Source organism: Hymenobacter citatus (assembly GCF_014333615.1).
Taxonomy (GTDB): Bacteria; Bacteroidota; Bacteroidia; order Cytophagales; family Hymenobacteraceae; genus Hymenobacter; species Hymenobacter citatus.
This window is the reverse complement of the sequence record NZ_JACSCY010000004.1, coordinates 317,833-329,871: the sequence shown is the minus strand read 5'-3', so window position 1 is coordinate 329,871 and position 12,039 is coordinate 317,833. Positions and strand designations below refer to the sequence as shown.

Genomic DNA, 12,039 nt, shown 5'->3' with positions numbered 1-12,039 from the left:
GCATGAACACGAGAACCTTAGCTGAGTTTGATTTCGAAGCGGGCGAAGTGCTCCTAGTAGATAAGCCCTTGACCTGGAGCTCCTTTGACGTGGTGCGCAAAGTGAAGAATACCCTGCGCCCGCGCAAGATTGGGCACGCCGGCACGCTGGACCCGCTGGCTACCGGCCTGCTGATCTTGTGCACCGGCAAGCTCACCAAGCAAATCGACCAGATTCAGGCCCAGGAAAAAGAGTACACCGGCACCTTCCGCCTGGGCCAGACCACGCCCAGCTTCGACCTGGAAACGCCCGTGGACCACGAGGCACCCTACCAACACCTCACCGAGGCCGAGTTGCTGGCCGCCGCCCAGCAGTTTGTGGGCGCCATTCAGCAAACGCCGCCGCTGTTTTCGGCGGTGAAGGTGAACGGCGAGCGAGCCTACGAGGTGGCCCGCCGGGGCGGCGAGGCCGAAATCAAAAGCAAGGAAATTACCATTAAAGCTTTCGAGCTGACGCGCGTGGACCTGCCCGAGGTAGACTTCCGGGTGGTGTGCAGCAAAGGCACCTACATTCGTAGCCTAGCCCGCGACTTTGGCGTGGCCCTGGGTTGCGGCGCCCACCTCACCAAGCTGGTGCGCACGCGCATTGGCGAGTACCGGCTGGAAGACGCGTTTACACTGGAAGCCATTCAGGCCTTGCGCCCGCCTCGCCCCGAGGGTAGTGAGCCGCGCCCCGAGCGCCCCCGCAAGCCCCGCCCCGAACGCCGCGCCGGCATCGAGTTCTATGAGAATAACGCTGGCAGTAACTTAGAGCAGCCGAAAGAAAACAACTTGTCATCCTGAGCTTGCGAAGGACCTTATCACGCGAGAACGACTGATATAACAACGACTCGTTCTGCGGGCATAAGGTCCTTCGCAAGCTCAGGATGACAATTGACATTTACCTTTGCACCCATCACCCAGATAGTTGCCGGCTCCCACCGCTCATTCATAATTCCTAATTCTTAATTTCTAATTAAACAGATGCACGTCGTTCGGGACCCGGCGCAGTTTCCCTACCTCGGCAATGCCGTGGTCACCAGCGGCACGTTCGATGGCGTGCACCTGGGCCACCAGAAAATTCTGCATCGGCTGCTGACGGTAGGCCGGCAGCACGGCGGCCCCACGGTGGTCATTACCTTCTGGCCGCACCCGCGCCTGGTGCTGGGGCCGCCACCCTCCCACCCCGAACTGCTGGAGCTGCGCCTGTTGAACACGCTAGCCGAGCGCGAGGCCAAGCTGCGGGACTTCGGCATTGATTATCTGCTGATTATTCCCTTCACCAAGGAGTTTGCGAGCTGGACCTCGGAAGAATTTATCCAACGCATCTTACTCGATACGGTGGGTACGCAGCGGCTGGTGATTGGCTACGACCACCGCTTTGGCAAGAACCGTGAGGGCGGCTTCGACTACTTGCACCAGCACGCCGACCGCTACGGGATGCGCGTAGAAGAAATTCCGCGCGAGGATGTAGACGCCGTGGGCGTGAGCAGCACCCGCATCCGCCGCGCCCTGGAAAGCGGCGACGTGGCCACTGCCAACCGCTACCTCGGCTACGCCTACCCCTTCACCGGCACCGTAGTGAAAGGCCAGCAGCTGGGTCGCACCATCGGCTACCCTACCGCCAACATTTGGTGCCCGGAGCCTCTGAAGCTGGTGCCCGCCCGCGGCGTATACGCCGTGCGCGCTACTACGGCTGCCGGCGCTGCTTACCCGGCTATGCTCAACATTGGTGTGCGTCCTACCGTAGGCGGCAATCTAGCCGAAACCGTAGAAGCTCACCTGCTTGACTTCGATGGTGACCTATACGACCAACCGCTTACCGTGGAGTTTGTGGCCCGCTTGCGCGACGAGCAGAAATTCAATGGGTTGGATGCCCTGAAGGCACAACTGGCGGTGGATGCAGAGGCTGCCCGACAGCAGCTAAGGTACTCTTGAGCGCATGGCGCGGGGCTGTGCCCCGTGCCATAGGTGCCACATTACCTGTATCGAAACTTCTACGAAACTTTCGTAGTATAGCCAAACTCATTCCCTGGCTATGCAACGCGTTGGTTTCCTGCTTCTGCTTTTCTTCGGCTCAATTACGGCAATCAACGCCCAAATCACCGTGCGCGGCGTGGCGCGCGACTCGCTTACGCACGAGCCGCTGGGGTTTGCCAGCGTGTTTCTGGCCAATACTACCTACGGTGCTACCACTGATGCACAAGGTAAGTTTGAGCTACGCGGCGTGGCGCCAGGGCCGTATGAGCTGCTGGTTTCCTACCTCGGCTACCAGCTCTACCGCAAGGCTATTCTGGTGCAAGACAAGAGCCTGACTATCAACCCACAACTACTGCCTACTGCGCAGCAACTGGCCGAAGTGGTGGTGCGCCCGCACAAGAACAACCCCGATGACTACCGCAAATTTGAGGAGCTTTTTCTGGGCTCCACCACGTTCTCGCAGCAGTGCCGCATCCGCAACCCCGACGACGTGCTGGTGGACTACGACCCACAGGCCAATGAGCTGACGGCCACTAGCCGGGAGTTTGTGCTGGTAGAAAATCGGGCGCTGGGCTACCGTGTGAAATACTACGGCCTACACTTCTCGGTCAATTTTAAGCGACAGTTTGTGCAATTCTACGGCTCGCCGGTATTTGAGGAAATGCGCGCCCGCAACACCCGGCAGCAGCGCCGCTGGGCCAGCAACCGCCAGCAAGCCTACCACGGTTCGCAGATTCATTTCTTGCGCAGCGTGTACGAAAACCAGGTAGAGGATCAGGGCTTTCGGGTGCAGAAGCTGCGCATTGTGGACAACCCGCGCCGGGCCCGCGCCGATAGCCTCATGCAGCATCTGCTGGCTACCTTGCCACCCGGCCAATCGTTGGTACTGCCCGACTCGTTGCAGCGCCAACGGCAGGAGCCGCGCAGCTACGGCTACCTCTATACCCGCCCTCTACCCATCGATAGCCTGCGCCAACTGGTAGCCGATACCTGCCAGCTGCGCTTCCACGATCTGCTGCAAATCACCTACCTCCCCGAAAAGCCCGACCCGCGCTACCGGCCCGAAGTACCCGGTCAGCTGCAACCTGGCCCCGCCCCCACCGAGGAGGTATCGACGCTGTACCTGCAGATGCCCGCCGTGCAGATTTTTCCGAACGGCCGTCTGGCGCATCCGCTGGCCATTTACAACGATGGCTACTGGGGCTTCGAGAAAATGGGCGAAATGCTGCCCTATGACTATATTCCGCCGAAGCAGTAGCGCTAAAATCCTTTAACAGGACGCCGAAAAGACGCGAAGACGCGTCTTTTCGGCGGCGCCACGTAGCGTGCAACGACTGCAACGACGAGACGCAACGATGCGTCTATACGTCTGTTTAGGTAACTTATAGTGTTTTATAAAATGCGTTATATCTACCAACTTGGGTTATTGATTCTATTTGCGCTGGTGCATACACACGCATCGGCACAAAGCACACTAAGCGGCCAAGTGCTTGACGCCCAAACCAGCAAGCCGCTGGAAATGGCTAACGTTTTTTTTGCTAATACCACCGTAGGCAACGCTACGGATGCACAAGGAAAATTCGCTTTTCCTACCCTGAAACCGGGCTCTTACACGCTGGTGGTTTCCTACCTGGGCTACCAGCTCTACAAACAGATTATCACAGTAGCCGACGCCCCGCAGACCTTTATCATTCAACTGGCGCCCACCACCAATCAGCTGAGCGAAGTGGTGGTGCGCCCCCACCGCAACCGCCCCGCCGACTACGCCCGGTTTGCGCAACGTTTCCTGGGCAGCTCGTCTTTCTCGAAGCAGTGTAAAATCCGCAACCCGGATGGCGTGGTGGTAGAATACGACGACAAAAAAGATGTCCTCACGGCGTACACACCCTACCAGCTTCAAGTCGACAATGAGGCCCTGGGCTACCGCATCACGTTTTACGACCTGGATTTTTGGGTGAACTATGGGCAGCAAACCACCTATACCGATAGCCAGGTCAGCTTTCAGGACCTGACGCCGCGCAACGAGCGGCAGCGTCGGCGGTGGGCCGAAAACCGCCAGCGCGCGTATCAGGGCTCATTCATGCATTTCCTGCGCAGTGTGTACCACGATGAGGTAGCTGAAGCCGGCTTTCGGGTGCAGCGCTTGCAGCGCGAGGAAAACCAACGCCGCACCTGGGCCGTCAACTACATGCTAACGCGCAGCACGTTGGGCGTGCAAAGCCGTGGCCTACCCATGGCCGTGGTACACGCCCTGCGCGAGCCGCCCATCACGTCGGCCCTTAGCCCCGATGCGCTACCCAATGACAGCCTGCGACGATATGCACCACCCCAAACGTGGCTGCGGTTCCGGGGTCTGCTGGCTGTAACGTATGAAGGCGAAGAGAAAGACCCGGCATATCAGCGGCTGTTTCCGGGTTCCAGGGCCGATATTCGTGCGCAACGCTCGGTGGTGCAGCTGCGCACACCCGAAGCGGAGGTAACGGCTGCCGGCGTAATCCGAACCCTGGGCGCGGTAGTGACGGAAGGCTATTGGGGCTTCGAGCGGGTAGGCGAGCTGCTGCCCCAGGACTACCAGCCCCCGGCGCCGGAGTTGCGTAGGAAACGCTAACTTACCCCTCTACCCACCCTACCCATGATCAACAAAGTAGTACCCAATGCCCAGGCGGCACTGGCGGGCCTCACCGATGGCATGACCCTGATGCTGGGCGGTTTCGGCCTGTGCGGCATCCCCGAAAACGCCATTCAGGAAATCCTGCGCCTAGGTGTGCGGGAGCTCACGTGCATCAGCAACAACGCCGGCGTCGATGACTTTGGCATTGGGCTGCTGCTGCAAACCCGGCAGGTGCGCAAAATGATTTCCAGCTACGTGGGCGAAAACGCTGAGTTTGAGCGCCAGCTGTTGAGCGGTGAGCTGGAGGTCGAGCTGATTCCGCAGGGCACGCTGGCCGAGCGTGTGCGGGCGGGCGGCGCGGGCATTCCGGCCTTCTACACGCCCGCCGGCTATGGCACAGAGGTAGGCGAAGGCAAGGAAAGTCGGGAGTTCAACGGCAAAATGTACCTGCTGGAAACCGCCCTGCACGCCGATTTTGCCCTCGTGAAAGCTTGGCGCGGCGACACAGCCGGTAACCTCATTTACAAAGGCACGGCCCGCAACTTTAATCCCATGATGGCCACGGCCGGCAAAATAACGGTGGCTGAAGTGGAGGAATTGGTGCCGGCCGGCGAGCTAGACCCCAACCACATTCACACGCCCGGCATCTTTGTGCAGCGCATTTTCGAGGGGAAGAGCTACGAGAAGCGGATTGAGCAGCGCACGGTGCGGGGTTGATTTTTTCGCGCAGAGTACGCAGAGTTTCGCAGAGCCGGAAATTTTGAGCCTTTTTGTTTATGCATGAAAATCAAATTTCTGAGCGCATTTTAAAAGCTGCTTTTACAGTACACACTGCTTTAGGGCCGGGGCTGCTGGAATCAGTATATGAGGCCGTGCTGGCATACGAGCTTCGCAAAATGGGACTGCATGTAGAAATACAGAAACCTATTCCCGTAATCTATGACGACGTAAAACTGGATTTGGGCTTTCGACTCGACCTACTGGTAGAAAATAAAGTAGTCGTTGAGCTCAAGTCCATTGCTGCTACCCGTGCATCACAAACAGCTGCTTACCTATCTTAAGTTGGCCAACTATAAGTTAGGACTGCTCCTCAATTTCAATACTAATCTTCTTCGCGACCAGATTTCCCGCCTGGTAAATGGCCTCTAATCTGGCTCTGCGAAACTCTGCGCGCTCTGCGCGAAAAAACTATGTTGAACAAAAATCAAATAGCCCAACGCATTGCCCAGGAGCTACGCGACGGGTACTACGTCAACCTCGGTATTGGCATTCCTACCCTGGTGGCCAACTACATTCCCGAAGGCATCAGTGTAGAGCTACAATCCGAGAACGGGCTGCTGGGCATGGGACCGTTTCCGACGGAAGCCGAGGTAGACCCCGACCTCATCAACGCCGGCAAGCAAACCGTGACTACCCTACCCGGTTCCAGCATCTTCAGCTCCGCCGATTCCTTCGGCATGATCCGGGGGGAGCACGTAGACCTGACGATTCTGGGCGCTATGGAGGTATCCGAAACCGGCGACATTGCCAACTGGAAGATTCCGGGCAAGATGGTGAAGGGCATGGGCGGCGCCATGGACCTGGTGGCCTCGGCCCGCAACATCATCGTGGCCATGCAGCACACAGCCCGCGATGGTAGCAGCAAGCTGTTACCCGCCTGCACCCTACCCCTCACGGGCGTACGCTGCGTGAAGAAAATCGTGACGGAGCTGGCCGTGCTCGACGTGACGCCCGACGGCTTTGTGCTGCGCGAGCGGGCACCGGGCGTATCGGTAGCGCAAATACAAGCCGCCACCGCCGGCCGTCTGGTGGTGCCACAGGGCGAGGTGCCGGAAATGCAGCTGTGAGGAAGGTAGGCTATCAGCAGCCAATCATCATTGCTGGTTGCATGGTGCAGAGACGCCTATTTGCGTCTCGTCGTTGCTGATGATGGTTGTTCAACGACGAGACGCAAGTATGCGTCTCTACACCGTTCATATTCAATTCGAACGGCTTATTGCGCCTGCATAAGCTTGTGCCAGAGCTGGCGGCGGGTAGGACCATGGTTGGAGAGAATACGACGCACTGGTACCACGGCCGTGAGCGTCACCACCAGCGCCAGCGCTACCCGTGCCCACCACCACGGCATCAGGTACAGCGCGGCGGCCAGCCCAATGCTCAATAGATTCATCAGGGTAGAGGCGTTGTTGCGCATGTTGCTGAAATCTACATTTTTACGGATTGGCTTCGCTTTGTAAAGACTTCCCCACAAGCCCAAGGCCAGCAGCGGCAGCGAGGCCAGCGGCAGCAGTGGTAGCTGCTGCCACTGGTCCTGCGGAAACAAGGCCAGCAGCACCCCAGCCGACAACAGGCAATCAACCACCACTACTGGCAGCACCAGCCGCAGGTAGCTGGTCAGCAAGCGCGGCGTCAGGCCTAAGCGCTCCAGTTCGTTGGTGGTAGCCACCCAGCAGTAGCCCAGCAGGTTGTTGTTGACGTACGTGAAGCTGATGACCGGCAGGAACGAGAAATAAAACAGAGACTTCATAAAGCCTGCGTCGCCCTTGCGGAGCAGGATGCCCGTCGCCACCAGCATAATAAGCTTGAAGCTGACGCCCATTAGCAATACCGGCCAGGTTTTGCGCAAATACAATTTCCACTCCGGCGAGAGTCGGTTTTGCCACCGGCTCTCGGTTGGCTCGGTCGTGCGCTCTACCATATAACGGGCGCTGAAACGGGGCGCTACCAACTTGAGCGCCGTTACCCACAGCAGCAGCGGCCCGGCCACGGCCAGCGCCCGCAGCCAGTTTGTAGAAATGGGCAGGTGCCACCCCAGGCCGCCGCCCAGCCAGAACACCGCTGCTAGCAGACACAGCAAATTCAGCCAAAACAACGGGTGCCGCCAGCGCCCTACCGACAGCAGCAGTCGCATAGTGAAGCTTAGAGCAGCTGCGCTCAGCCACACCAGCAAGCTCAGGCCCAACGGCTGCCAAAACGTTGGGGCCACCGCCATTACCAGCAGCAGGAACAGCAGGCTCATTGCCCGCCGCACCGACACCAGATCGAGCACGAAGGCCGTCACCGCATTCAAGCGGGCCGACACGGGTAGCGGCTCGGGCAGTGGCCGCTCTACAGTGCGGTACGTGGGTAGGAAATCAGCCATCAATACCGTAGCAAAAAGCGTGGTGTTGATGGCTGCCAACAGCTTAGGAAGCGCGACGCCTGGTATTGTATCAGCGTGATTGAGCAAATAGCCCAATCCCAAGCTATACAAACCTACTGTGATGCCGATTAAGAGTGTGGCTACCCGACGCTCGCCAGCGGGCCAGAACACCGCCAGCAGTTGCCGGCCCAGCAGATAGGGTAGGAAGTGACCTAAACGGCCTGGTTGGTGAGCCATGTGAGGTCGTGGGTGGAAACAGTGGGTTGCAGCAGTTGCAGCAGCGCATCGGAAAGGTAGGCGTCGCGGTCTTGCGTGAACTCCTGCATCGTACCCCAGAACTTCACCTCGGCCTCGTCGATAATGAGTAGGTGAGTTGCTACTTTTTCGATGTGCGCCAGATTGTGCGACGAAATGAACGTGAGGGCCTGATTCCGGTAGCTGCCCAGCAGCGTCAGCACCCGCTCGGCCGAAAACACGTCGAGGCCGTTGAGAGGCTCGTCCAGAATCAGTAGCTCGGGGCGGTGCAGCAGGCAGGCGGCCACGGCCACCTTCTGCTTCATGCCCGTCGAAAAGGAGCTAAGCCGCTTAGTGCGCACCTGCTCAAACTCTTCCAGCAAATGCCCCAGCAGGCTTTCAATGCGGCTGGTGGCGTTGGGCAGGTCGTATACCCGGGCCACGAACCGTAGGTATTCCACGGCAGTGAGCTGCTCCACTAAATGGCCTTGATTGATGAGCGCGCCCATGCGCCGCTTCACAGCCACCGGAAACGTCTCGCCCAGCAGCTCCCCATCCAGCACAATAGCGCCTGAGGAGGGTAGCAGCACGTTCACCAACAAGTTGAACAGTGTGCTTTTTCCAGCACCATTGCGGCCCACAACGCCCACACAATACCCGGTTTCAGCACGCAAACTCAAGTCGCGCAGCACTATTTTGGCCCCAAATGATTTGGTAAGGCTCCGTAATTCTAATTCCATGAAGCGTTAGTATACACTACTCTCTATATCCGTGAGGCAGTAAGTTACAGAACTGGCACATGATGTAGCATGCAGTGCTATGTTAAAAGATTTAACCATATGATATACAAAGCCTTACATACAACTCTACCCGCTCTATTCGCCTTCCAACAGGCACAAAAAAGCCGTTCGCCTCTTCTTCAATTAAAGAAATGGCGAACGGCTTTTTATTGGTTTGTTGCCTACTTACTCTTTGTGTAGGCTGTCGGCCGATTCAGTCACGACGGTATTGGGCGACGTGTACTCAGTGGAGGGCACGGCCGCGGGCATAGTTGGTACGGAATCACGCTGGGTGGAATCCTGGCGTACTACCACAGCGGCGTCGGAAGTAGTGGCTGAATCGGAGGGCGTAGAGTTACAGGCGCTGAGGCTGGCCGCGGCGGCCAGTAGCCCCAGGAAGGCAAGGCGAAGAGTAGACATTGGAAGCAAGGATTAGGGTAAGGAGTATGTTTATCGAAACGAATCCGCAGGGTAGGAGGTTATAGAATACTGTGCGCCCACTAGTTGCCTTCTGCTCTGTCACATCCGTAGTTTTAGTATCAACTGCGCTTGTTTCTACGTAGGCGTACCCAAGCAAGCAGTATTCAGACTGCTCTATATTACTGAAATTCAATCTTCTTGATATGCCCGCAACAAGTCCTAACACGAAAACCAACGGCGGCCACGCCAAAAAACAAACTCTACCTGGCATGCCCGCCGCCCCCGAGCTGATGACGCCTACCGCAATTCCGGCCCACAAGCTGGTCCTGCGCACCCTGAAGCGCGGCGACTTTAAGGCCGTGAAGGAAATCATGGACAAGGTGTACTCCAACATGGAAGGCGCCTGGGCCCAAGACGAGTACAACAACCTGCTGAAGAAATTTCCGGAAGGCCAGATCTGCATCGAAGACAACGGCCAGGTGGTAGCCGCTGCACTGGCTATCATCGTGGAATACAGCAAGTTTGGCGACAAACACACCTACGCCAAAATTACGGGCAACGGCAAGTTCGACACCCACGATGCCAACGGCGACACGCTCTACGGCGTGGATGTATTTGTGGATCCCGAGTACCGTTCGCTCCGCCTGGGCCGCCGCCTCTACGATGCCCGCAAGGAGCTATGCGAAAACCTGAACCTACGCGCCATGGTGGCTGGCGGTCGGATTCCTGGCTACGCGGCCTACGCCAACGAGATGACCCCGGCCAAGTACGTGGAGATGGTGCGCAACAAGGAACTCACCGACCCTATCCTCACCTTCCAGCTGGCCAACGACTTCTATGTACGCAAGCTCATCCGGGGCTACCTCCCCTACGACTCCGAGTCGAAAGCCTACGCTACCCTGCTGGAGTGGATTAACGTGTACTACGATGAGGAAACCGATAAGCTGATTGGTAACCAGAAGTCGAACGTGCGCATTGGCATTGTGCAGTGGCAGATGCGCGCCACGCAGAATCTGGAAGATTTTTTCCAGCAGATGGAGTTTTTCGTGGACACCGTATCGGGCTACAAGGCCGACTGCGTGCTGTTCCCGGAGTTCTTCAACGCGCCCATGATGGCCCTTACCAACGAAGAGTCGCCGTCGGTGGCTATCCGTTCGATGTCGGCCTACACCGAGCCCATCAAAACCAAGATGATGGAGCTGGCTGTGAGCTACAACATCAACGTCATTGCCGGCTCCATGCCGCTCTATGAAGACGGCAAGCTATACAACGTCAGCTACTTATGCCGACGCGACGGTACCGTAGACGAGCAGTACAAGCTGCACGTAACCCCCGACGAGGCCAGCTACTGGGGCATGCGCGGCGGCGACAAGCTGAAATGCTTTGATACGGATTTCGGCAAAATTGGCATTCTGATTTGCTACGATGCGGAATTCCCCGAACTGGCCCGCATGCTGAGCGACGAAGGCATGAAAATCCTGTTTGTGCCTTTCTGGACCGATACCAAGAACGCCTACCAGCGCGTGCGCCTCTGTGCCCAGGCCCGCGCCATCGAAAACGAGTGCTACGTGGCCATTACCGGCTCGGTGGGCAACCTGCCGCGCGTCGAGAACATGGACATTCAGTATTCGCAGAGCGCCGTGTTCAGCCCCTCCGACTTCGCCTTTCCCCACGATGCCATTGTGGCCGAGGCCACACCCAACACCGAAATGACCCTAATAGCCGACCTGGACCTGGACCTGTTGAAGGACCTGAACACCAGCGGTGCCGTGCGCAACCTCCGCGACCGGCGCCGGGACCTCTACTCGGTGAGCTGGGTAGGCAAGTCGGAGCGTGCCGATGAGCTGCTGGAAATGGGCGCCGAACGTGCTCCTAAAACCAGCCGCCGCAAAGCCGCCACTGAGTAGGCCGCGCCTACTTACAGCCTCAGCAAAACCGTTTTAGCGGAGTATTCCGTATCTCTTATTGTGTGCACTATTACAAACAGCCGCCCGGATCTTTCGGGCGGCTGTTTTCTTAGGCCGTGGCTTGCCGCCCTACCTTATCACTACGCCATTTCTCCGCTCACCAGTTGGAGATGGTCGCGCAGGATCGTTTGAAGAAAAACCTCATCTGCCAGATCTGTCTGGATGCCGGTTAGTGCCTGCACTTTGGCGGCTACCTCGCGCAGCAGCTGTGGGTTGTGGCGGCGCAAGCCCTGTTGCAGCAGCCGACGCACCAACGCCGCGTCGTGGTCGGTGAGTTGGGCGGCCTGCGGAAATACCACCTGATAATTGGGGTCGAGGTCGGCAAGAGCCAGCAGGTCCTGGTCGGCGCGGGCGCGCAGGTTCACCACGGTAGTGCCGGCGGCCAGGTCGCCTAAGCGCTGGCCGCGGCTGCTGGCTAGGCGCGTGATGAGCGCAATGAGCCCGAAACAGATATCAATTTCAATCAGCCCCAGCAGCCAGCGCAGCAGGTAGTCGCCCACGCGGGGGCGGGTGCCATCCAGGCGCACCACGCGCAAGTGGCGCGCCCGCTTGCCCAGGCTCTGACCATTAAAGAAGATTTCGAACAGCGGATTGTACAGCAGTACTGGAATTCCAATCAACAGCACCATAAGTATTTGCTGGTCGTCGCCTAAATGAGTACCGGTCTCTATCAGAAACCCGACCACAATCGAATACAGCAGCAGCACCAGCCAGTCGAGCAGGCGCGCCACAATCCGGTCGCCTACCCCAGCCGTTTCGTACTCTACCGCTACATTCTGGGTGGTTTGGATATAAATTGTGCTCATCTGATTAATTATATATTAGCCCCAGTGGGCATTCCTGAAATATGTATATTTGACCAGCACCGTGCCACGCTAGTTGCCGGGCT

At 58.0% G+C, this 12,039-nt stretch carries 12 protein-coding genes and 1 pseudogene; 9 read left to right on the top strand and 4 right to left on the bottom strand.

What is annotated here, in order from left to right; genetic code table 11:
* Positions 1-2: 2 nt before the first annotated feature.
* The 8 genes and pseudogenes from truB (at position 3) to H8B15_RS07645 (ending at position 6,455) form a co-directional block, all read left to right on the top strand.
* Positions 3-821 (top strand): tRNA pseudouridine(55) synthase TruB, encoded by an 819-nt coding sequence (gene truB, locus H8B15_RS07675; protein WP_187319077.1) that lies wholly within the window; start codon positions 3-5, stop codon positions 819-821.
* A gap of 180 nt (positions 822-1,001) precedes the next feature.
* Positions 1,002-1,955 (top strand): bifunctional riboflavin kinase/FAD synthetase, encoded by a 954-nt coding sequence (locus H8B15_RS07670; protein ID WP_187319076.1) that lies wholly within the window; start codon positions 1,002-1,004, stop codon positions 1,953-1,955.
* A gap of 100 nt (positions 1,956-2,055) precedes the next feature.
* Complete coding sequence (locus H8B15_RS07665) at positions 2,056-3,255, top strand: carboxypeptidase-like regulatory domain-containing protein (protein WP_187319075.1); 1,200 nt, start codon at positions 2,056-2,058, stop codon at positions 3,253-3,255.
* Positions 3,256-3,396: 141 nt separating this feature from the next.
* Positions 3,397-4,605, top strand: a complete 1,209-nt coding sequence (locus H8B15_RS07660) for a carboxypeptidase-like regulatory domain-containing protein (RefSeq protein ID WP_187319074.1) — start codon at positions 3,397-3,399, stop codon at positions 4,603-4,605.
* A gap of 24 nt (positions 4,606-4,629) precedes the next feature.
* On the top strand, positions 4,630-5,325 hold the full coding sequence (locus H8B15_RS07655) for a CoA transferase subunit A (protein ID WP_187319073.1): 696 nt from the start codon (positions 4,630-4,632) through the stop codon (positions 5,323-5,325).
* Between the two features lie 59 nt (positions 5,326-5,384).
* Positions 5,385-5,682: pseudogene (locus H8B15_RS07650) on the top strand (GxxExxY protein); the annotation flags it as partial.
* Entirely contained in the window at positions 5,671-5,757 is an 87-nt protein-coding gene (locus H8B15_RS21245) for a hypothetical protein (RefSeq protein ID WP_425489792.1), read from the top strand. The pseudogene H8B15_RS07650 and the gene H8B15_RS21245, both read left to right, overlap by 12 nt.
* A 41-nt stretch (positions 5,758-5,798) precedes the next feature.
* Positions 5,799-6,455, top strand: a complete 657-nt coding sequence (locus H8B15_RS07645) for a CoA transferase subunit B (protein WP_187319072.1) — start codon at positions 5,799-5,801, stop codon at positions 6,453-6,455.
* Between the two features lie 146 nt (positions 6,456-6,601).
* Here H8B15_RS07645 and H8B15_RS07640 read toward each other — a convergent pair whose 3' ends face one another.
* The 3 genes from H8B15_RS07640 to H8B15_RS07630 all read right to left on the bottom strand — a co-directional run bounded on the left by H8B15_RS07640 (position 6,602) and on the right by H8B15_RS07630 (position 9,183).
* The gene (locus tag H8B15_RS07640) at positions 6,602-7,987 is read right to left on the bottom strand and encodes a hypothetical protein (protein ID WP_187319071.1); all 1,386 of its coding nucleotides are present in this window, start codon (positions 7,985-7,987) and stop codon (positions 6,602-6,604) included.
* Positions 7,963-8,724 carry an ABC transporter ATP-binding protein gene (locus tag H8B15_RS07635; protein ID WP_187319070.1) on the bottom strand — a complete coding sequence of 254 codons (762 nt, stop codon included), beginning with the start codon at positions 8,722-8,724 and terminating at the stop codon, positions 7,963-7,965. The genes H8B15_RS07640 and H8B15_RS07635 overlap by 25 nt, the downstream gene beginning before the upstream one ends.
* A 225-nt stretch (positions 8,725-8,949) precedes the next feature.
* The gene (locus tag H8B15_RS07630; protein ID WP_187319069.1) at positions 8,950-9,183 is read right to left on the bottom strand and encodes a hypothetical protein; all 234 of its coding nucleotides are present in this window, start codon (positions 9,181-9,183) and stop codon (positions 8,950-8,952) included.
* A 290-nt stretch (positions 9,184-9,473) separates the two neighbouring features.
* Between H8B15_RS07630 and H8B15_RS07625 the strand changes: the two genes are divergently transcribed.
* Positions 9,474-11,090, top strand: coding sequence for a bifunctional GNAT family N-acetyltransferase/carbon-nitrogen hydrolase family protein (locus H8B15_RS07625; protein WP_246455359.1), 1,617 nt, complete (start codon positions 9,474-9,476; stop codon positions 11,088-11,090).
* A 140-nt stretch (positions 11,091-11,230) separates the two neighbouring features.
* Here the strand turns inward: H8B15_RS07625 and H8B15_RS07620 are convergent, their stop codons facing one another.
* A complete protein-coding gene (locus H8B15_RS07620) occupies positions 11,231-11,956 on the bottom strand; it encodes an RDD family protein (protein ID WP_187319067.1) in 726 nt (241 codons plus the stop codon).
* Positions 11,957-12,039: the final 83 nt, after the last annotated feature.

Excerpts from the sequence above, each read along its gene's own strand:
- truB (WP_187319077.1), top strand. The coding sequence starts at position 3 with ATGAACACGAGAACCTTAGCTGAGTTTGATTTCGAAGCGGGCGAAGTG.
- H8B15_RS07670 (WP_187319076.1), top strand. The coding sequence starts at position 1,002 with ATGCACGTCGTTCGGGACCCGGCGCAGTTTCCCTACCTCGGCAATGCC.
- H8B15_RS07665 (WP_187319075.1), top strand. The coding sequence starts at position 2,056 with ATGCAACGCGTTGGTTTCCTGCTTCTGCTTTTCTTCGGCTCAATTACG.
- H8B15_RS07660 (WP_187319074.1), top strand. The coding sequence starts at position 3,397 with ATGCGTTATATCTACCAACTTGGGTTATTGATTCTATTTGCGCTGGTG.
- H8B15_RS07655 (WP_187319073.1), top strand. The coding sequence starts at position 4,630 with ATGATCAACAAAGTAGTACCCAATGCCCAGGCGGCACTGGCGGGCCTC.
- H8B15_RS07645 (WP_187319072.1), top strand. The coding sequence starts at position 5,799 with ATGTTGAACAAAAATCAAATAGCCCAACGCATTGCCCAGGAGCTACGC.
- H8B15_RS07640 (WP_187319071.1), bottom strand. The coding sequence starts at position 7,987 with ATGGCTCACCAACCAGGCCGTTTAGGTCACTTCCTACCCTATCTGCTG.
- H8B15_RS07635 (WP_187319070.1), bottom strand. The coding sequence starts at position 8,724 with ATGGAATTAGAATTACGGAGCCTTACCAAATCATTTGGGGCCAAAATA.
- H8B15_RS07630 (WP_187319069.1), bottom strand. The coding sequence starts at position 9,183 with ATGTCTACTCTTCGCCTTGCCTTCCTGGGGCTACTGGCCGCCGCGGCC.
- H8B15_RS07625 (WP_246455359.1), top strand. The coding sequence starts at position 9,474 with ATGACGCCTACCGCAATTCCGGCCCACAAGCTGGTCCTGCGCACCCTG.
- H8B15_RS07620 (WP_187319067.1), bottom strand. The coding sequence starts at position 11,956 with ATGAGCACAATTTATATCCAAACCACCCAGAATGTAGCGGTAGAGTAC.